A 19,343-nucleotide genomic window follows, 5' to 3' on the forward strand; every position below is an offset into this window, starting at 1 on the left:
AGAAAATGCTTAAATCAGCTAAAAGCATATTCAATTATACTTTGAATCAAACCAACAATCCATATAATAAGAAAAGCGATTGTTAATAGAATAAAGTATAGTCTCCATGTTTTCTTTAATAAACGCAAAACTTCAATCTCTTTTTTTGTACGCCAATCTATGTATGTAAAAATAATCGCTATAACAATCGCTATAACAAAAACAAAGACATTGTAATTCTTTTCCCATAAACTTGAAATGGAAAGAGGTACCGAGAAAAACAATACAATTGTCGTTACATCACTTGCAACTCCAAATGATTTTGCCTTACTTTTTTTCCGTTTACGAGAAAGTACATATGCAATAAAAAATAAGATTATAGGGAAAAAGATAATGATACTCACCAAATATTGAATAATTATTTTCACATTTTCTCACCGCTTCCTTCCTTCGCTAAAACTAATAAATACAATGTCTCCAAAATCGGTAATGTTTTGCCTCTATCGGCAGCTTTTTTTAAAAGCGCTCCAACAATTGTTTCAATTTCCGTCGGTCTTAAGTTCAAAATATCCCCTAACATTGAAGACTTATTGTCAGCAGTTCTCCTACATAGGTTTTCCACGTCAGAAAAAGAAACTTGTTTCACTTCTTCAGGGAAGGCAACCTTTAATTCTTTATATAAATTTTCGAGTAGAGAATGAGTTATTGGGTTTTCAACCAACATACCGTTAGTAACCTCTAAAATTGCCGTTAACGGATTAATGAAACTATTTAATAAGGCCTTCTCAAAGAGCATGTTCTCCGCACTCTCTACAACTTCAACTTGAAATAGGGGATTGGGACTTTGCAAAAGGAGAGTATACGGACGAGTGTCTCCTTTTTCAATCGCTAGCTTTAAAAGGCCATGTCCACGATGATGGACGGTTCTATCATTTTCACGTTGCGCCCCAAATTGACATGAACCAAAGGCTATTGATTGATGAGGTAAAGTATTAGCTTCTTCAAAATGAGCTAAACCGTTTTGCAGGAATAAGAGTGGAATACTAGGATCTAAAGTATGCAATGTGTCATAAACCTGTTTCAATTGCCCATATTTGACCGTTATAATAACTAACGCATCCCTTGAAAGTCCCGGCAAACAAGTGCTGCTATTGACTTCAGTTATAGTAGATGTACCATCTGAATTTTTCCGCAGAAGCCCATACAACTTAAGATTTCTCGCCTGCTCTTCTCTCCTAGTAATTAGAGTTACTCTATCATTATATTCCGATAAAAAGCTAGCTATCAGCATCCCAACAGAGCCAGCACCAATCACAACAATCTCCATCAATACACCTCTCGTCCGTTGACTGTATGTTATAAAAGCTCTTATTACAAGGGGACTATTTATTGCAGCGTCCCCTTGTAAGATTACTTTTTGATAACGAAAATGAAAGGTCTACCAGATGGCAGACCTTGTCTTCTTATACCTAATTATAATGGATATACCAAGTATTTACGATAAGTTATATGAAATTTATTCCCAGTTTAGGCATATTTTTAGACCCGATTACAAAATTTTAAGAATAAGTACAAAAAATAAACACTCGGATGAAAAAGACACATGCATAACGATTACATCAAAATAATCATGCATTTTTGTGCCGCCCACCTGTTTAAAGTAATGGTTATTTCAGTTACTTTTTTCTCATTTAGGCGACCCTAAATACATTGATGCAATTCTTAAAAAAGAATAAGAGCTTCTAAAGACTTCGCTAATCTTACAAAAACACACTAAATGACAAAAATCTCTGGTAAAATTTATTTCTGCTGTTCTATAAAGCTAGATCCTTGCTGTAACCACTTCAGAATTTTTTCGTGTTCTGATTGTAATTCGCGATATCTAGTTTCCAGTTCGTTATATGCTTCGGTTAATTCATCGAAACTATTGAGTGCTAGTTTTAAATGGCTGCGCATTAATTGCTTTGGACGTTTTCGCACGCTATTGAGCATTTGGCCATATTGCTGTCTAAGTGTTTTATTCCAGCGGAAGCCACATGCTTGTTTTGTACGATTTAATAAACTTGCAGCTTCAGCAAAAGCTTCAAGTTGTGTTTTACCATTTTGAACTGCTTGAATGACGATTTCGGCTAATTTTTCATCGTCATCGGCCGTCCATTGATCTTTACGTCTTTTTCCATCCATTTCTATCACCTCGCATTTTTTACTACTATATGCAGGTAAATAGATTAAATAGAATAACAAACCTTGGAAAAAGGATAAATTGTATTAAATTTCCTTCTACCACTATTAATACAAAAAGAGTCAGTTAACTCCCCATACACTACAGAGAAGAGCACATTCTTATTACGACTTATTTAAAAACCGATTTACTGCTTCATTATGAGCATCACTTTCCCATAGTTTTGCACACAAATGAATTTCTTCCATCACTCTTGCATAAACATTTCTCTCTTGCCATTTTCGAAGTTCAATTTCCTTATATGCTTGATGAACATCTGGGTGAATCTTTCTCATGTCAGCAATAAATTCTTCTAATGCTTGTTCTTTTGAACCTTCGAAAACACGCATTGCCCAGCCTATTTCATAAAGAAGCTTTGCATCATATTTTTTCGAATCTATCAGCATTTTTAGTGCCTGGTCATGTCGCAACCCTCTCTCAAACAAATAGGTTCCGCCACCCCAGCCACTTGTTATCGATAAAGTCCCTTGTATAAAGCCGCATTTTGCGTGACTTGCCACCAGTCGAAAATCACAAGCAGTTGCTATTTCACAGCCCCCTCCAACAGCAGCACCGTTTATTAATGCAATCGTCGGTACACGTAAGGTTGCTAAATCATAAAGGATATTTCCCATCTTGCTTAACATCCCGTAAGCTTGTTCTTCGGTTTTTAAACGATGAAATTCCGATAAATCTCCACCCGAGCAAAAAGCTTGTTCTCCACTACCTGTAACTACTAAAAAGCGTACATCTTTATGCTCTTTTATATATGTAATAACTTTCTTTAAACCTTCCATCACTTCATCATTTACCGCATTTCTTTTTTCTTCCCGAGCAATAGTGAAAGTGATGATCCCCTCTTTGCTTTCTATTTTGTAAGCCACATTAAAACATCCCCTTTATGGATACTTAAGAAATAATAGACCATACTGATTAAATAGTAAGGGAGGAATTTCGATTTTACAAGGGTGGAGCTTGGGTGTTGCATCAGATTTTCTAAAAATAAAAAAGGCTACTAGAGAGCCATGGCCTCTCTAATAGCCTTATTATTAGTAAATACTGTATTATTTACTAACTACTTCTTTACCTTTGTAGTGACCACAAGCTTTACATACGTGGTGAGATAAAGTTGCTTCGCCACAGTTTGGGCAAGCTACCATACCAGGTACAGATAATTTGAAATGCGTACGACGCTTTCTTTTTGCAGTTTTAGAAGTTCTTCTAAATGGTACAGCCATTATTGGCACCTCCTTACAGATTATCTATTCATCTGTTTGATCAAAATACTTAGCTAAATCAGCCAGTCTTGGATCCACTTTTGGTTCGTCATTTTCCTTTTGACGAGCTTCATCTGTTGAATAGCTCCAGTTTTTGCCTCCCTGCACTTTCCCTTCTGTGTCCTCTTTAAATACTTGCATAGGCACTTCAAGAAGTACAAGTTCCTCTAAAACTGGTTTTAAGTCGATAACTTCACCATCAATATAATGTATATCTGCATCGTCATTACCACGATGTTCAGGTTCTATCCAGCTGAAAATTTCAACTGCATCGACATTAATCGGATATTCAACATCTTCCCATGTCCTGGAACATGGTAGTGTTAATGTCGCTGTCATCGTAAATTGACATGTCATTTGCGATGCACCGAAAGTACAGTGTCCTTTTACATGAACGGGTGAAATATGACGAATTTCTTTGTTTCGCTTCATTACATCATCCAATTGTACTTCTGCATCAATCGGCATCCCATTTTGGCGATACTTCGATAATTGATGAATTGACCATTTCATTCACTAATCACCTCGAGACAACAATGTTGATTATATAATGTGTATTTTTAGATGTCAAGATATTTTCTTGTCACTATAAGAATTGAGTAATATAATTTAAATAATTAAATGAAAAAACGATAGAAAAAGGAGAATATCAAATAAAGCTCCATATCTCATCTTTACCCATTTTTTCGAAACTTTCTTAACTGAAAATAATTCCCCTTAGGAGTGTAACATAATGAAAGCTGTTGGTGTGGTTGTTGAGTATAATCCATTTCATAATGGACATTTTTATCATATAAGTCAATCAAAAAGCAAGTCAAATGCTGATGTGGTCATTGCTGTAATGAGTGGTCACTTTTTGCAGCGTGGGGAACCAGCACTTGTCGATAAATGGCATCGCACCAAGATGGCCCTACAAAATGGTGTAGATATTGTAATCGAACTTCCCTATGCCTTCTGCACCGGGCATGCTACATTTTTTGCTGAAGGTTCTATTCAACTGTTAGAGGCAGTTGGCTGTGCGAATTTTGCTTTCGGTAGTGAAGAGGGCTCTATTGACCCCTTTATAAACACCTTTACGTTATTAAAGACAAACGAGGAACGATATAATGCGCTTATTAAACAGTATGTTACAACTGGAATTAGTTATCCCCAAAGTTTATACAAGGCATACGAAGAACTTCGCCAAAAGGAAATAAATCAAACAATAGATTTATCGAAGCCAAATAACATTCTGGGTTATCACTATATCGAAGCAGCTAAACGTTTAAATCTACGAATAGAGCCTATGACAATTCCACGGATTCAAGCCGGTTTTCATGATGACATTAATTCCGACTCTACCATTGCAAGTGCAACCGGAATAAGAAAGGCAATATTTGAGGGGCAATCATTACAAGAAATTGAACAATTTGTTCCTAATGAATCATTTAAGTTATTGGAAGACTGGCATAAGCAGTACAATACCTTTATGCATTGGGAGACATTTTGGCCTTACCTGCGTTTCGCCATTTTGCGAAATACGCCAGAACAATTAACTCGCTTTGCTGATGTAAGTGAAGGAATTGAATTTGCTCTAATTAAGGCTGCTAAAAAAAGTAGTTCTTTTAGCCAATTCATGAATCTCATCAAGTCTAAACGTTATACTTGGACAAGACTGCAGCGAATGGTCACCCATATTTTTACTGGCATTACTAAGGAGCAATTACACAATTCTGCAAATCCATCTTATATTCGATTATTAGGCATGACAAAAAACGGACAGGCCTACCTATCACAGCATAAAAAACAGTTTCAACTACCCTTAATAAGCCGTGTAGCATCCACTAAAGATCCAATGTTGTTATTGGACATCCGTGCAACCGAAATGTTTGCATTAGGGGTGGAGCTGTCGTCAGGAAGGCAAATAGCATTAGATTATCAAACCCCTCCGATACGGTTGTAGAAATTGGAAAGTGGGGATAAAGAATAAGTGCAACGTAATTTTTCTGGCGGACTCTATTTGCACAATTTTCACTTCTACTGTCCGCGAGACTGCTTCCCATGGACTCCTTTATCACATTTTCCACTTCTCCTGTCCTAGAGACTGCTTCTCATGGACTCGTTTATCACATTTTCCACTTCTCCTGTCCGCGAGACTCTTTCTCACGGACTCGCTTATCACATTTTCCACTTCTCCTGTCCAAGAGACTGCTTCTCATGGACTTGTTTATCACATTTTCCACTTCTCCTGTCCAAGAGACTGCTTCTTACGGACTCGTTTATCACATTTTCCACTTCTCCTGTCCAAGTGACTGCTTCTCATGGACTTGTTTATCACATTTTCCACTTCTCCTGTCCGCGAGACTGCTTCCCATGAACTCCTTTATCACATTTTCCACTTCTCCTGTCCAAGAGACTGCTTCACACGGACTCGTTTATCACATTTCTCACTTCTCAGTCCACGAAACTGCTTCTCACGGACTTGTTTATCACATTTTCCACTTCTCCTGTCCAAGAGACTGCTTCTCATGGACTCGTTTATCACATTTTCCACTTCTCCTGTCCAAGAGACTGCTTCTCATGGACTTGTTTATCACATTTTCCACTTCTCCTGTCCGCGAGACCTTCTCTCACGGGCTCGCACACATTTTCCTCTTCTCCTGTCCGCGACAACTTTTCTCACAGACACTATTCCACAAGACTTCCCAATAAAATAATAAGGAGGAGAAAAAGGCGTTTCCTTTTCTCCTCCTAAATAGCCACAACAATCTTAGTCATCTTTTGGTTTAAGTTTCTCCAAATAGTCAAGTGCGTCATCAATTGTTTTTACAGCTACAATTTCCATATCGGTATGGATTTTTTCAGCCGTTTCGACTGCGGCTTCGTAATTTGATTTTAGATGTGGATTGACTTGAAGCATTGCTTCAGTGATATTATCATCTGGCGCGAAAAAGATTTCTACCCCATCTTTGTCAGCTGCGACCACTTTCTTTTCAATCCCGCCAATTCGCCCCACTGTACCATCTTCATTCATTTCACCTGTACCTGCAATACTATATCCTTTTGTTAGATCTTCATCGAGTAGCTGATTTAGAATCTCTAAAGTAAACATTAGACCTGCTGAGGGGCCACCGATCTTATCGGCGTCCACATTTACATTTGGCTCTGTTTTGATAAGCTTGCTTTCGGAGTACGTTATACCAATCCCCACTTTTTCACTACCGGGTATCGGTTTCAAAGCTATTTTTCGATCCAGCAGTTTGTCATTTCGGTCGATAACTAATTCAACTGCCTCATTTTCTTTCTTTGCGCTTAGTATATGTGTAAGCTCCTGTGCTTTTTCGATTAAAACACCATCCACTTCTACTATTTCATCTCCCGGTTCAAGCTCTCCATCTGCTGCGCCATCAGCTAGCACATTTAGCACCGTTACCCCGTGGTATTCTATTGTGTACGGAAGGTTGGCTTTTTGGAAGGCAATAAATAATGCATTAAATTGGGAATCCGACATTAGCTTTAATTGACGTACACTATACTCTTCTTCGTCTTCTTCCTCTTGTCTTACATCTTCTTCTTTAAAAACTTCCTCAAACTCCTTAAAGTACGAAACAGCATATGTAAGAGGTGTTGCTTGAGCCATTGCTACGGTCATTAAACTCATAGTTCCTTCGTGGTTTTTATCGCCATCTTCCACCGTGACAAATTCACTAACATCATAGGCACTACCAGGCTTCATAATATAGTAATCAAGCCTATAAAAACTTAAGAAAAAGACGATGACGAACAGGATAATCATATAAAGCAATGATTTTTTCAATATATGTAGCACCTCCATAAAGTAACCTTTTAAGACTAAAATTTTAACACGTCGCATATATTAGTTTAGCATTTGCGGAAATGGAAAACAAAAATTTGAAAAGAGATGATGCTTATTCCTGTACTCTATTTATTTATCTGTATCACATTAATCTGTTTATTATTATTTTTCCCAGGAATCGCACATGAAGGTACTGATTTAGGTGTCGAATTATTTATGGAGGCTCTATTTCCCTACTTATTGCCCTATTTAATCTTAACTCAATGGTTTATCAGATTAACGCCAAATACAAGTAATTCTTCATCAAGGTTCAAGCTTTATTTTAAAACCTACGGGATTAGTGCTCTTGGGGGGTTTCCCACAGGTGCTGCGACGATTACTTACTTGAAGAAAAGCAAACAAATATCCCTTCGAGAGGCGAATATTCTCTTAAGCATTTGTCATAGTCCAAGCCCTCTTTTCGTATTGGGTTTTGTAGGAAATGATTTATTAAATGATACAACTTTTAGCTGGCAATTCTTAATTTTATATCATATTGTTTCACTACTGATTTTAAGCGGGGTATTTTTTTACTTTCGCAGAGAGGACAAGGGAAAAGCCATTGCCTTCACTGATACCACATCAAAACAATCCAACCCTTTTACTAGCAGTGTGAAGGATAGTATTCCTACAGTCCTGATTGTTGGTGCTACAATTATTTTTTTCACTACAATTTATACGGTTGTCATGCATTCTGTTAAAAGCTTAGTCCCTGACATACATAATAATGTCATGCTGCTTATTGCAGCAATGCTTGAAATGACAAACGGTTTGCGGATAGCACAAGAACTCTTCGCCGATCATCATACACTTCTTCTAGTCCTTATGGCTACTTTTTTAACAAGCCAAGGCCTGAGTATCCATATGCAAGTTGCAGTTATTGCAAAAAGTGAACACTTGTCTCTAAAGCCATATATATTAATGAGAATTGTATTTGTATTTTTAATTCCTACTCTTTTTTACCTGCTCTTCCTATGGTAATCGACCCCAGATCGTCGTCCGAAATTTTCGGACTAAAAAACGACAGAATCTTATTCTAGGATTCTGTCGTTAGATTTATGCATGATAATTTTTTGTTATTTATTGAATTTTTCTAGCAATGCTTTCTCTACAATTTCCGGAACAAGGCCAGTGACTGTACCTCCATACTGTGCTACCTCTTTCACAATGCTTGAACTTAAGAAAGAATACTGGTTCTTTGTCATGATGAAAAAAGTTTCAATTGCTTCGTTTAAAAATTTGTTCATGGAAGTGATTTGCATTTCGTATTCAAAGTCCGAAATCGCACGCAGCCCCCGAACAATTGCTTTTGCATTTTTAGCTCTGGCATAATCAATCAATAATCCTGAAGAACTTTCAATTCGAATATTCGGGATATCTTTCGTAACCTCCGAAATCAACTCAATTCTTTCCTCTATCGAAAAAAGCGGCTTCTTGGAAGAATTATTTAACACAGCAACATAAATGGTGTCGAACACATCTGCTGCACGTTTTATAATATCTAAATGTCCATTCGTTATTGGATCAAAACTTCCCGGTACTACTGCAATTTTTTCAGACAACGATTTCTCCCCATTTCCCTTTAGCAATTTCCTTAAAGCTCATTTCGATAAACAGATATAATGGTACTTCCATATGTTTCTTGCCTTGTTAAAACGTATGGACCATAATTTGACGGCAAGCTTACCTCATTGGAATGTTCACAAAGAATAATTGCATCTTCAGACAGCTTCCCGTGATCTACTAACAAGTTTAGTAAATTATAGTATTCCGTTTTATGGTAAGGCGGGTCCAAAAACAAATAATCTAGTTGAATGTCTCTTTTTAATAACCCTTTTACAGCACGTGTGGCATCCGTTTTAAAGGATTCTGATACCTCTTCATAACGGCATTTTTTTATATTTTCCTGCAAGGTTTGAAATGCACGACCATCTTTTTCAACAAATATGGCCTTACTGGCACCTCTGCTCAAAGTTTCAATGCCAAGTCCCCCACTACCTGCAAATAAATCCAACGCAATCCCACCGTCAAAGAAAGGACCAATAATATTAAAAATAGATTCCTTTACTTTATCAGTTGTCGGTCTAGTAGTTGTTCCTGTAATTGCTTTTAGCGGCATTCCTTTTCTTTCACCTGCTACAACTCGCATTTTATCACCAAGCCTTTTATTATTGTTAAGTTGCTGTAGCTAGAGCACTAAGCCCACATTATATTGTTGTTCTTATTGCTGTTTTATTGTTATGGAACTTTCATCTTTTTGTATGTCTACACTAAACAGTTTTTGCAACCATGTCTCTTCGATATAGTAGTTATCTGCTATGACCGTTAGTGGTTCGGAAATTGTATTATATCGTTGATTGTTGTAAACATAAAACCCATAACCTTGAGGGAATCTATACTTCTGTGTTTCATTTTGAATGTAATAGCCATTTTCTCCTACCGAAGTTTGATAACCCAAGCTTTCTAGGATTGGATTTAGAGGGTAAAGAATTTGTCCATCTTTCAATATTATCTTCACTTCTTCTTTCAGATCACCTTCTACAGTTACGTCTCGTTCGTCATTGAATAAAAACGGAAAAATATCTTCGGTCATTTCATTCGTTGCGAAAAATTCCGTATGGAGGCCAAATACATTAGATAATAGTTCGTCTAATTGTTCTGGTGTAACTTTAGAACCTTTGATATCGTTCAACTTTTCTACCCAGCTCAACATCTGAGCATCTGACATTTGGTTTGTTAAAGTCTTAAACATTTCAACGGATTTGCTGCTGCCAATTGCCGAATCCGTTAAAAACGACGCCAACACTTCACTTAACCACTGCGGACTTTCTTCTAGTTCATATTGTGTTCTTACTTGCGAAAGAATAACCTTGTCATTCAAGGAGGCCGTCGAAAGCTCATCCAAAAAGAAAATACGTTTTCCTGGTTGAACGGCAATATTCTTACCGCCTTGCACAACAACAATATGATCTTCACTTATAAATGGCATGGCTTTCAGCTGTTTACTTAATTCTTTGCTTAATGGCTTATGGGAATAAAAGGTTAATTGGTCAGTTACATTTTGAATACTCATTTCTCCACTTTGCCAATAAATTTCTGAAATCTCTCCCGTCCCAGCAAACATTGAATAGTTGACCAGTGATAGTGACTGCTTTCCTATTAACGGCAACCCAGTGATCCATTGTCCCTGCACGTCACTGTCTGTTGAAATATGAACTGTAGAATACGCCGCATAACCATTATTTAGTGTGACAAAAATATCTTTTAATAGTTGATTACTCTTTAGCCCATCATTTAAAGGAATAATGTAGGATAAAGACGCATTTCTGTTCGTGGAAGCTTCAAATTTCGTTTTGTCTTCGCTTAATCGGTCACAGCTAGTTTCTGATTCTAGAAAACAATCTGTGCTTACCGCTAAGTTCGGCCAAGAAATATCTATAGATTGGTTAGTTAAATTATGAATATGTTGCCGAATATCCAAACTTCCATTTCGATATGTAATTTCAATTTCCTGAGTATATGTAAAATCACCTACTTCAGTATCAAGCTTATCTGAAAATACCTGATATTGAAGGAAGAGTGTTCCGCAAATTACGAGCAGTAAAACTCCCAGTAAACTTATTGCATATTTCATGTGCCTTCCCCCCTTTCGTCGTGATACTATTGTTATCGGAAAGGATGTGTGAAAGTTGATTCAACAATTTATAGAACTTGGGCGTGGGTTTGGAGACATTTATGAACTTTGCGAACTTATTAAAACAAATGAAAAAAGATATCATCATGCCTTTATCTTTATTTCAAAAAAAGGTGACGCACAGGTTGCTTCCATTGCTGTCGCCCTAAAACCGGTAGGGGAAAGTAAATTTATGCCGATATATGTATGTCGCGAAGGGATTCCGTATAATCCGGAAAAGCCATCCAAACGACTTGAAATCTTTGAACAAACCTTACATGAACTAGGTAAGAAAGCAATTCCAATGGAAGTAAAACACTCTTCAGTATTTTCAGAAACAGTTTTGTATTATCAGCATTTAATTGGCATATTACGAATGAATCATTTTATTCCACCAAAACAATAAGTGTAGAAAAGCGGAAGGTGCTCTCCCAGCTCCGCGTCGACGAAAACGCAACATCGTGTTGCATCGTCGACATGACTCACATCCTGTGAGCCCCAACAATTGGCCGACAAAAACGCCACGTCCTGTGGCTTTGTCGGCACTTGCACATCCTGTGCTGCGGAAGAATCGGCAAAAGGACGCTCTTTGTCCTTGCAGACGATTCTGAAATTGTCAGAGGAGCTAGCACCTGCAGCTAGACAAGAAAAGCGGATTGTGCTCGCATGCTCCGCGTCGACTAATCCGCAACGTCCTGCTGCATCGTCGACATGACTCACATCCTGTGAGCCCCAACAATTGGCCGACAAAAACGCCACGTCCTGTGGCTTTGTCGGCACTTGCATATCCTGTGCTGCGGAAGAATCGATAAAAGGACGCTTTTTGTCCTTGCAGGCGATTCTTCCAGTTGTCGAGGAGCTAGCACCTGCAGCTAGACACTCCTCGAAATCATACTTTCATATCTTTTAAATGATTACAAACCAACTTTATAGTCATATTCTTTCGCTTTGTCCGGTTTAGCATTTTCAAACTCGGTTTTCAAAAAGGGACGAAACGACTCTACAACGTCTTTCACAAATGGAAGGCGTTGTATTTTATTTATTGTTCCTTCAATTTCTTGACGATTACAATAAATAACAACATATTTTAGCTTTCGAGAAATATAATGTACATGTCCATATTTTCTTAGACTTTTTGCATGTTTCAACTGATGAATGTATACAATTAAACCTTGTCGCTCTTGCATTTCATTTCCCTCATTTCTTACATAAAAGGATACCATAATCTCAATTTTGATAGCAACAGAGTTTAGTGACACTAGTATATAATTTCCGTTATAATCATTTCTAGAGAGTTTACAATTCTTTTACTTTCATTTAGATTTACTTGTATCCATAATCGAAGTTATTAATTATACAGGTTTTTCGTTTCCTTTTAACTACGATAGAGGAAATGCCGCCTAATAAAGATGGACTTTAAACTTACAATTACTAAGGGGTACCTGCTCCAAATTTAAAAGAAGAATATTTGCTGTAACATTTTTGAATATTGAACACATAGCAGGATCGAAGGAGGATTACCATGGGTAAAAAAACAAAAGTAGCTATCGCTATTGCAGCTGCCAGTGCAGCAGCTTGGGCTGGTAGTAAGGCAATCATAAGACCACAAAAAAGAGAAGCTAAAGAAGTATTACAATATGATCGACCAATTGTGCTTGCTCATCGCGGAGGCTCTCGACTAGCCCCAGAACATACAATGCTTGCTTTCGAAAAAGCGCAAGCTTTGGGTGTAGATGGTTTTGAAATTGATATACGCTTAACAAAGGATGAAGAAATTGTAGTATTCCACGATGAAACAGTCGAACGTACAAGTGACGGTATGGGATCCGTAAAAGATTTCACTTTAGAAGAATTGAAACAATTAAATTTTGGCTATCACTTTGAGGATTTAGAAGGACAATTCCCATATAAAGAAGAAAAAGTTGAAATCGTCAGTTTGCGTGAACTGTTAGAAGTGTTCCCTAATATGTATATTAATATTGATATTAAAGATCATCCTGATACATATGAAGGAAGCTTAATGCCTTCTAAATTATGGCGGCTCATTGAAGAATTTGAAGCACAAAACCGCATCGTCATTACAAGTTTTTATAGCGAACAAGTCGATCGTTTTAACTTATATGCACAAAATCGAGTTGCTTTAGGTGCTGGAGAAAACGATGTAAGAAAAGCCTTTACAGCATTCACAAGTCAATTTGGTCATCTGTATCACCCAAAAGTTGACGTATTCCAAATACCAACAAAGCATGGCATGGTTTCTTTAGATTCACCGAGATTTATCGCCTTTCTTGCAAAGCTGAACATTCCAGTTCACTACTGGACAATAGACGATGCAGACACGATGAGAAGCTTAATCGAAAATGGTGCGAAAGGTATTGTAACTGACCGACCCGATATTGCAGTCACTGTCCTTCAAAGCATACAAGATGAGGAAAATGAAGACGAATAATAGATAGTAACCCTGTTATTTGAAGTTTCTTAGAGGTATATGCAAATAGAATTTTTTAAAAAAGAGTAGCGATTCAAAGTGTCTACTCCTTTCAACTAACTTAATTTAAAAGACTATGAACTTTTGTTTCGAAATAAAAAGACTGTAGGCTAACTCGTAATCTCGGGTTTCGCCTACAGTCTGGGTACATATTTTTTTAGAAATCATTAAAAAAAGTGTAGACAAAGTCGATATTCGACTTTGTCTACACTCTGAGTGTTTCTGCCCTAGAGATGTTTTTTTAAGCAGAGCAAGAACAGCTTCCTCCAGTACCACAGCCCGTACCACAAGAAGAAGAGCTTGTTGCAAAAAACGGATTACTTACTGGCACCTTTACAGCCTCTGAAACGGATTTTCCAATGATTAAACTGATTTCATCAAGCAAATCTTGAAAATCATTTTCCACTATCTTTAAATTCGCAACACGTTCATCTAAATCTAGACTTCTTTTTTGCTGACGAATTTGTTTCATAATTGTATGGTAATCAGGATGGTATTTTCCAAATCGTTGGACATCCTCATATTGTTCTTTCATGCGATTAAATGCATTAATTTGATGGACTAGATTTTCATCGCTATAAACCTCATCATATGCACTTCGTAATTTTTGAGCTTGTTCTGATGAAAGGATCATCGCACTTATTTCCTCTGCTTCATCTAAAATGAAGACCCATTCAGATGTCATGATCATCATTACTTCCTCCAATCTACTACTACCAATCATAGCAGAATTTAAGTAAAGTTTGTATTAAGAAGTTTTTTATTTTAATGGGGTTAATGAATTTTGTTGTAGTTAGTTCCAAAATTTGTTTATGGAGAAAAATACAACTCGACAAAAAAGCGCGAAATCGAGGACATCATTCGCCATAATCTCTGAAACTTCTACTTTCCTATACAAAAAAAGTCCCAAAGTCTCTTAAACAAACTTTTGGGACACAACTTTTATTCAACATGATCTTTTAACACTCTTTTAAGTGCCAACTTTACACTTTCAAAATCAGAGAAATCAAACTCCGTGGAACCAATTGTTTGAGTGGTCTCATGACCCTTTCCTGCAATGAGGATAGTGTCTCCTTTTTTTGCCTGGCGAATCGCGGTTTCAATCGCCTTTCCCCGATCTAATATCATTTCATACTGTTGCTTTGGGGAAAAGCCTGCGGCAATCTGAGCATTGATGAGTTCTGGATCTTCACTACGCGGGTTATCTGTTGTCAAATAGATCATATCAGCATATTTTGAGGCGACCGCACCCATCTTGATTCTTTTGTGTTTATCCCGGTCACCACCACAACTGAAAACAACAACTAAATTTCTTTTTACTGTTTTATTTAATGTTTGCAACACTGCCCTTAATGCCGCTTCTGTATGAGCATAATCAATATAGATATCTATATCTAAAGTATTTTCAATCGTTTCTAACCGACCATCTGGTAAAGTAAGTTTATGAACGACATCGCAAATATCCTCTATTGGAAAACCTAATTCACTTACAGTTGTAATGGCTGCAATGGTATTTTGTAGATGATGTTCACCAACGAAAGGTATTGAGAACACTTTTTGCCCTTTATTACTTTGCAGACAACATGTTGAGGTCGTAAATCCTTCAGCAAGAAGCTGTAATTGATAATCTACTCGATTTCCTAATCCAAAATATGCTTTTTTCTTTTTTGCTTGGAGACCTACTGTACGACAAAAAGAATCGTCCCCATTTAGTACAAGTTGATCTGAAAGCGTAGCAAGCAGCTGTTTTGCAACTTTATACTTTTCATAAGAACCATGGTCCTCAATATGATCTTCTGCTAAATTTAAGAAAACGCCAATATCAATCGAACAATCATCAAGACGATGTTTTGCAAGACCCATGGAGGAAGCTTCTAAGACGACATATTCTACTCCACGACTAACTGCTATTTTTAAAATTTTGTGTAAATGTTTCGGCTGAAGTGTAGTTAAATGCTCATAATCAATATTCACTTCAACGCCATTAATATAGATTCCGTTAGTTCCAATGACTATTACGTTTTTATGTAGTGCATGTAGTAGCTGTCCGATAAAGTGACTAACAGTTGTTTTTCCGTTCGTACCTGTAATTGCAATAACTTGCATTGCGTCAGCTGGAAATTGATTTATTTTTGCAGCACCATATGACATAAATTTCAAGACATTCGGAACCCAGATGACTGGCACAGTTAATTTTAATGAATCCAACTGTTTTTCATCTTCAATGACGACTCCAACTGCTCCATTGTTAATTGCCATATCGACATATTTTAATCCATCAGACTTTCGACCTTTTCTTACGATGAATAAATCGCCTTCTTTAACACCTTGTGCATAATCCTCAATTCCAGTTACTTCAACTCGAATAGAACCACCTTTTACAGTACATGGCCATTCTTTTAAAAGTTCTGCTAATTGCAAGTTGTCACTCCTTTTCCCTATTTTATGCCTAGGTTTCAATCGTGACACTAAAATATGTTGGCGCTAAAAATTTTTGTTTTCTCTAAAAAAAGAACCTCTATAGTCAATCTACTCGACTAAGAGGTCTGATAACACACTATTCTTCTATTTCGCTAATTTCTTCTTCAATAAAGATTTGTGTATAATAATTCATAAATGTCCCGGAACCGACGTGGGTATACTCTTCATCTAACATGTATTTCCGATGCGCCCTGGAATTTAACCACCCATGAACCGCCTCAATCGAATCAATATAGGAGGTGGCAATATTTTCTTCTGCCTTTTTATATTCAATTCCTTCATATTCCAATCTTTCCTTTAAGCTACCCTTAGTTGGAGATTCATGCGACAGGTAACTTTGAGAATACATTTCTTCACTATGCTCCATGGCAACCAATGTGACAGCATCATTCTCAGCAAGAATAGGTATTTCATTATTTACTCTAAAAACATTTAGTAAGTCAAAAATTTGAATTGCATTTGACCTATTACTTTCTTCTATTAGATAAGAAGTTGGATTAGGTGGTGATAACAACTTCCCAACAAATGACATCTCATAGGGCCGATGTATAACTAATGTTCTGCTGTCCATAAAACGAATTCCACTTAAAGTGCCAGTTTCGCTATCAATATAAAGCTGTGCAAAGATGTTATCGAACTTCTTTAAAATTCTTGTATTCATATCATCTTCACTCATGGTAAATGTGTAAATATTATCTTCTATCGTTGCATTCACTTCCGATTCAATAAGCGTCATACTGTAAATGTCTTCGAGAGATTGTTCCATTTTAAAAGGACTTATATCTGAATTTGTAGCGTTCGTATATGCTTGTGTAACCATACCATTCGTTACAGCAAACATCATGAACTGGCTTGGGTTTTGATTGTAGATCCACCATTCATACCCGTAGGAAGATTGATCAAGCCGTGCGGGACTACTATAAAGCTTTACTAGTTCATCACTACTTTTACCGATCAATGTTGATAATCCTTTTTCTGGCCGTGGTAAGGAGTCCTCAGGAGTTTCTGGTTCATTAATCGTTTTTGGAAGTATTTGAGATGTAGAATTTGGGCCTTCTAAAGGTTCGTAATTATTCGAGCCTGAAGAATAAAAAAAGATAATTGCAAGAAAAGAAAGGACAATTAATATTCGAAAAAGAGTTTTCATTCGGTCTCTATCCTTTATGTTTATTGGTACTATTATATCAATAATATAGTTGTTGACACAATGTTGCCATTGAAACAAAAGAAATTTTCCTCTATTATAGAAAATGAGCGTATACTTAATGTATGAGTTAGCTAAAGGAGGATTTTTATATGTATTTCAACAACAAAACACTTGAAAATATAACTGCTGAACAAGAACTACTTGTTAGCGTTATGGAAAAAAACGGCCTTGAATGTGATGGTGGTTGGGATTTTGATCGTATGACTTTCGATAAACGCTTTGATTTAAAAGAAGGTCGTTATTATTTGCGTGTATTCTGTAAAGCAATTTCAGGAGACGTTGGTAATCGCTCAGCTGTATTAACAATCGCTAAACCAGCACTTGGCAAATATTACTACCCACATGGTGTGGAGTACGGTGAAGATGAAGTATTCCCTAAACACCTAGTAACAGAATGTGAACAAATTCTAGAGAGTGTAAAAAAAGAACTTGCTGCTTTTGGCATCGTTGCTTAATAGCTCTATCTTAAAAAGGACTTGGATAAATACTCCATGTCCTTTTTCTATTAATCTATTATAAAGAGTAGTAATCTCCCTTAGAAGAGATGGCACAACACTTTATTGCTTGGAAGTATTCCGACCTCGCCCTCGTAAGGTTGGAAGCAAGCTGGTTTCACATTTAAAATCCATACAACAAAAAACAGTCTTATAAGACAAGCTTAAAGACTGTTAATTCCTTACTAAAACCCTAATATTGCTTTAATTAGTGAAGTTGTTTCTCCACCATGGTAAATTACATACAATAGCAAATAAACTGCTACTCCTGTAATTGCGACGAAAAACCAAATAATACTTGTAATCGGTCCAATTTTCCGATGAATACTTAGTTTTGTTTTTAACCCAGTCATAATACTTACAACACCGAATACTGCACCCACGGTAGCTAAAATGATGTGGAAAATTAAAAAGAATGTGTAATATTGCTTGATATCGTCTGGACCACCAAATGATGTATTCCCGATAAAAATGGTTCTGGAAGCATAGATAATAAAGAAGATTAAGGCTGATACTCCCGCTGCTACCATTACCTTTTTGTGTGCTTCAATTTTTTTCTTATAAATTAGACCCCATCCAATTGCGACTAGCACAGCACTAATAACAATAAATGTAGTACTAATTGTAGGTAGAATAGGTACACTCATTTTACTTTCTCCTATCATTTAGTAATCTATATCTTTATAAAAGTTAAGCCATTCTTAAGCGATTAAAACTGTTGACTCTGCTTTTTGGCTTGAAAATCTCTTAATGCATTTTCTGTAATTGCTTTATCATCTTTCTTTTCTTGTATCCACCATTTTCTAAAAACAGTAGCTAACACAATACCGAAGATAATTTCTTGAATGATTTTCATTAAAACGCCACCCAATTGTTGATCTTCAAGTGGTTTCATATTGTTGAAAAGTTCCGGGCCGGAAAGGGACAAACCAGATAGTGTAGCAGTTGGTACACAAAGTTCCATTGCTTTTAACCAAGCTTCCCCATCTGTGTATGTAGAGTACATAGGATTAGGGTTAAAGATAATTAAAGCACAGGCCGGTGTGATTAATACTGCATTCGCAATTATATAAGCAATTTTGTATAAAGGTTTCATTTGCTTTCGACCAGGAATATTGGCAACTAATGGCCAATTCATAAAGAAGGCTGCCAGAAATAAGAAGAAAGAGAAAATCCCATGTAAAGTCTCATTAAGCTTTATAGCATCAAAAATACCTGGCATATGATACAGCGAGAACATCATGGCAAATACAAATGCCGATACAACAGGCTGTGTAAATATCTTGAAAATACTTCGAACAACCGGCGCCTCAACAACTACTTTCCAAATCCACCACGGTATACCTTTTATTATGAGCATTGGTACTAGTAATAGAAGAAAAGCCATTTGGACCATATGATATGTAAACATAATATGGGACATTAAATCAATGGGAGATCCTTTAATCACATATAGTAAAATCATTGCTAATATAAAATAAGTTGCTTCGCCTTTTTTTAAAGGCTCACTAACTTTAAAATCTTTTCTCCACACAACTGTTACTAAAAAATAGACAACAGTTAAAAATAGAATAACTCCTATTAAATAAGGACTCCATAGTGCTTGAAAACCAAATATACTTAATGGCATAATCTTGAGCTCCTTTAAACTTCAGTAGTTCTATTATAGAACGCTTACATCGTAACAT

Annotated in this window: 21 protein-coding genes; 5 read left to right on the forward strand and 16 right to left on the reverse strand. The window is 36.6% G+C overall.

Annotation, left to right across the window (positions count from 1 at the left end; translation table 11 throughout):
- Window positions 1-14: 14 nt before the first annotated feature.
- The 6 genes from ACFQU5_RS05965 to ACFQU5_RS05990 form a co-directional block, all read right to left on the reverse strand.
- Entirely contained in the window at window positions 15-407 is a 393-nt protein-coding gene (locus ACFQU5_RS05965) for a DUF3397 family protein (RefSeq protein ID WP_390285724.1), read from the reverse strand.
- The gene (locus ACFQU5_RS05970; RefSeq protein WP_390285726.1) at window positions 404-1,306 is read right to left on the reverse strand and encodes a ketopantoate reductase family protein; all 903 of its coding nucleotides are present in this window, start codon (window positions 1,304-1,306) and stop codon (window positions 404-406) included. Before ACFQU5_RS05970 ends, ACFQU5_RS05965 begins: the two co-directional genes overlap by 4 nt.
- Before the next feature lie 473 nt (window positions 1,307-1,779).
- A complete protein-coding gene (locus ACFQU5_RS05975) occupies window positions 1,780-2,163 on the reverse strand; it encodes a transcriptional regulator (protein ID WP_390285728.1) in 384 nt (127 codons plus the stop codon).
- 162 nt (window positions 2,164-2,325) lie between these two features.
- Window positions 2,326-3,084 (reverse strand): enoyl-CoA hydratase/isomerase family protein, encoded by a 759-nt coding sequence (locus ACFQU5_RS05980; protein ID WP_390285730.1) that lies wholly within the window; start codon window positions 3,082-3,084, stop codon window positions 2,326-2,328.
- Between the two features lie 180 nt (window positions 3,085-3,264).
- Window positions 3,265-3,438 (reverse strand): 50S ribosomal protein L32, encoded by a 174-nt coding sequence (rpmF, locus tag ACFQU5_RS05985; protein WP_107933823.1) that lies wholly within the window; start codon window positions 3,436-3,438, stop codon window positions 3,265-3,267.
- 24 nt (window positions 3,439-3,462) lie between these two features.
- A complete protein-coding gene (locus tag ACFQU5_RS05990; RefSeq protein ID WP_390285733.1) occupies window positions 3,463-3,990 on the reverse strand; it encodes a YceD family protein in 528 nt (175 codons plus the stop codon).
- Window positions 3,991-4,210: 220 nt separating this feature from the next.
- Between ACFQU5_RS05990 and ACFQU5_RS05995 the strand changes: the two genes are divergently transcribed.
- Complete coding sequence (locus ACFQU5_RS05995) at window positions 4,211-5,419, forward strand: nucleotidyltransferase (RefSeq protein ID WP_390285735.1); 1,209 nt, start codon at window positions 4,211-4,213, stop codon at window positions 5,417-5,419.
- An 807-nt stretch (window positions 5,420-6,226) separates the two neighbouring features.
- On the opposite strand, the gene ACFQU5_RS06000 is transcribed toward ACFQU5_RS05995, so the two are convergent.
- Window positions 6,227-7,273, reverse strand: coding sequence for a SepM family pheromone-processing serine protease (locus ACFQU5_RS06000; protein WP_390285737.1), 1,047 nt, complete (start codon window positions 7,271-7,273; stop codon window positions 6,227-6,229).
- A gap of 108 nt (window positions 7,274-7,381) precedes the next feature.
- Between ACFQU5_RS06000 and ACFQU5_RS06005 the strand changes: the two genes are divergently transcribed.
- A complete protein-coding gene (locus ACFQU5_RS06005) occupies window positions 7,382-8,293 on the forward strand; it encodes a hypothetical protein (RefSeq protein WP_390285739.1) in 912 nt (303 codons plus the stop codon).
- A 95-nt stretch (window positions 8,294-8,388) separates the two neighbouring features.
- Here the strand turns inward: ACFQU5_RS06005 and coaD are convergent, their stop codons facing one another.
- From coaD to ACFQU5_RS06020, 3 genes are all read right to left on the reverse strand, one after another.
- Complete coding sequence (gene coaD, locus ACFQU5_RS06010) at window positions 8,389-8,874, reverse strand: pantetheine-phosphate adenylyltransferase (RefSeq protein WP_390285741.1); 486 nt, start codon at window positions 8,872-8,874, stop codon at window positions 8,389-8,391.
- Between the two features lie 32 nt (window positions 8,875-8,906).
- A complete protein-coding gene (gene rsmD, locus ACFQU5_RS06015) occupies window positions 8,907-9,461 on the reverse strand; it encodes a 16S rRNA (guanine(966)-N(2))-methyltransferase RsmD (protein ID WP_390285743.1) in 555 nt (184 codons plus the stop codon).
- Between the two features lie 72 nt (window positions 9,462-9,533).
- On the reverse strand, window positions 9,534-10,946 hold the full coding sequence (locus ACFQU5_RS06020) for a stalk domain-containing protein (protein ID WP_390285745.1): 1,413 nt from the start codon (window positions 10,944-10,946) through the stop codon (window positions 9,534-9,536).
- 55 nt (window positions 10,947-11,001) lie between these two features.
- On the opposite strand from ACFQU5_RS06020, the gene ACFQU5_RS06025 reads away from it, so the two are divergent.
- On the forward strand, window positions 11,002-11,391 hold the full coding sequence (locus ACFQU5_RS06025; protein ID WP_390285747.1) for a DUF7147 family protein: 390 nt from the start codon (window positions 11,002-11,004) through the stop codon (window positions 11,389-11,391).
- 508 nt (window positions 11,392-11,899) lie between these two features.
- Here the strand turns inward: ACFQU5_RS06025 and ACFQU5_RS06030 are convergent.
- Window positions 11,900-12,172, reverse strand: a complete 273-nt coding sequence (locus tag ACFQU5_RS06030) for a YlbG family protein (protein ID WP_107933808.1) — start codon at window positions 12,170-12,172, stop codon at window positions 11,900-11,902.
- A gap of 335 nt (window positions 12,173-12,507) precedes the next feature.
- Here ACFQU5_RS06030 and ACFQU5_RS06035 point away from each other — a divergent pair, with 335 nt between their 5' ends.
- Window positions 12,508-13,434, forward strand: coding sequence for a glycerophosphodiester phosphodiesterase family protein (locus ACFQU5_RS06035; protein WP_390285749.1), 927 nt, complete (start codon window positions 12,508-12,510; stop codon window positions 13,432-13,434).
- Between the two features lie 280 nt (window positions 13,435-13,714).
- On the opposite strand, the gene ACFQU5_RS06040 is transcribed toward ACFQU5_RS06035, so the two are convergent.
- The 3 genes from ACFQU5_RS06040 to ACFQU5_RS06050 all read right to left on the reverse strand — a co-directional run bounded on the left by ACFQU5_RS06040 (window position 13,715) and on the right by ACFQU5_RS06050 (window position 17,101).
- A complete protein-coding gene (locus ACFQU5_RS06040; protein ID WP_390286536.1) occupies window positions 13,715-14,164 on the reverse strand; it encodes a YlbF/YmcA family competence regulator in 450 nt (149 codons plus the stop codon).
- A 251-nt stretch (window positions 14,165-14,415) separates the two neighbouring features.
- On the reverse strand, window positions 14,416-15,894 hold the full coding sequence (locus ACFQU5_RS06045; RefSeq protein ID WP_390285751.1) for a UDP-N-acetylmuramoyl-L-alanyl-D-glutamate--2,6-diaminopimelate ligase: 1,479 nt from the start codon (window positions 15,892-15,894) through the stop codon (window positions 14,416-14,418).
- A gap of 136 nt (window positions 15,895-16,030) precedes the next feature.
- Window positions 16,031-17,101 carry a CAP domain-containing protein gene (locus ACFQU5_RS06050; protein WP_390285753.1) on the reverse strand — a complete coding sequence of 357 codons (1,071 nt, stop codon included), beginning with the start codon at window positions 17,099-17,101 and terminating at the stop codon, window positions 16,031-16,033.
- Between the two features lie 149 nt (window positions 17,102-17,250).
- Here ACFQU5_RS06050 and ACFQU5_RS06055 point away from each other — a divergent pair, with 149 nt between their 5' ends.
- Window positions 17,251-17,616, forward strand: a complete 366-nt coding sequence (locus tag ACFQU5_RS06055; protein ID WP_390285755.1) for a YugN family protein — start codon at window positions 17,251-17,253, stop codon at window positions 17,614-17,616.
- A gap of 224 nt (window positions 17,617-17,840) precedes the next feature.
- Here the strand turns inward: ACFQU5_RS06055 and ACFQU5_RS06060 are convergent, their stop codons facing one another.
- Entirely contained in the window at window positions 17,841-18,302 is a 462-nt protein-coding gene (locus ACFQU5_RS06060) for a DUF420 domain-containing protein (protein ID WP_390285757.1), read from the reverse strand.
- 62 nt (window positions 18,303-18,364) lie between these two features.
- Entirely contained in the window at window positions 18,365-19,285 is a 921-nt protein-coding gene (gene ctaG / locus ACFQU5_RS06065) for a cytochrome c oxidase assembly factor CtaG (RefSeq protein WP_390285759.1), read from the reverse strand.
- Between the last annotated feature and the right edge of the window lie 58 nt (window positions 19,286-19,343).

This window comes from Ureibacillus sp. GCM10028918 (assembly GCF_042666115.1).
In the GTDB taxonomy this organism is placed as follows: Bacteria; Bacillota; Bacilli; order Bacillales_A; family Planococcaceae; genus Ureibacillus.

What these genes read in the sequence shown, in the direction of transcription:
- ACFQU5_RS06035 (WP_390285749.1), top strand. Translation starts at nt 12,508, where the DNA reads ATGGGTAAAAAAACAAAAGTAGCTATCGCTATTGCAGCTGCCAGTGCA.
- ACFQU5_RS06040 (WP_390286536.1), bottom strand. Translation starts at nt 14,164, where the DNA reads ATGATCATGACATCTGAATGGGTCTTCATTTTAGATGAAGCAGAGGAA.
- ACFQU5_RS05990 (WP_390285733.1), bottom strand. Translation starts at nt 3,990, where the DNA reads ATGAAATGGTCAATTCATCAATTATCGAAGTATCGCCAAAATGGGATG.
- ACFQU5_RS05995 (WP_390285735.1), top strand. Translation starts at nt 4,211, where the DNA reads ATGAAAGCTGTTGGTGTGGTTGTTGAGTATAATCCATTTCATAATGGA.
- rpmF (WP_107933823.1), bottom strand. Translation starts at nt 3,438, where the DNA reads ATGGCTGTACCATTTAGAAGAACTTCTAAAACTGCAAAAAGAAAGCGT.
- rsmD (WP_390285743.1), bottom strand. Translation starts at nt 9,461, where the DNA reads ATGCGAGTTGTAGCAGGTGAAAGAAAAGGAATGCCGCTAAAAGCAATT.
- ACFQU5_RS06050 (WP_390285753.1), bottom strand. Translation starts at nt 17,101, where the DNA reads ATGAAAACTCTTTTTCGAATATTAATTGTCCTTTCTTTTCTTGCAATT.
- ACFQU5_RS06030 (WP_107933808.1), bottom strand. Translation starts at nt 12,172, where the DNA reads ATGCAAGAGCGACAAGGTTTAATTGTATACATTCATCAGTTGAAACAT.
- ACFQU5_RS06055 (WP_390285755.1), top strand. Translation starts at nt 17,251, where the DNA reads ATGTATTTCAACAACAAAACACTTGAAAATATAACTGCTGAACAAGAA.
- ACFQU5_RS06060 (WP_390285757.1), bottom strand. Translation starts at nt 18,302, where the DNA reads ATGAGTGTACCTATTCTACCTACAATTAGTACTACATTTATTGTTATT.
- ACFQU5_RS05975 (WP_390285728.1), bottom strand. Translation starts at nt 2,163, where the DNA reads ATGGATGGAAAAAGACGTAAAGATCAATGGACGGCCGATGACGATGAA.
- ACFQU5_RS06020 (WP_390285745.1), bottom strand. Translation starts at nt 10,946, where the DNA reads ATGAAATATGCAATAAGTTTACTGGGAGTTTTACTGCTCGTAATTTGC.
- ctaG (WP_390285759.1), bottom strand. Translation starts at nt 19,285, where the DNA reads ATGCCATTAAGTATATTTGGTTTTCAAGCACTATGGAGTCCTTATTTA.
- ACFQU5_RS06005 (WP_390285739.1), top strand. Translation starts at nt 7,382, where the DNA reads ATGCTTATTCCTGTACTCTATTTATTTATCTGTATCACATTAATCTGT.
- ACFQU5_RS05970 (WP_390285726.1), bottom strand. Translation starts at nt 1,306, where the DNA reads ATGGAGATTGTTGTGATTGGTGCTGGCTCTGTTGGGATGCTGATAGCT.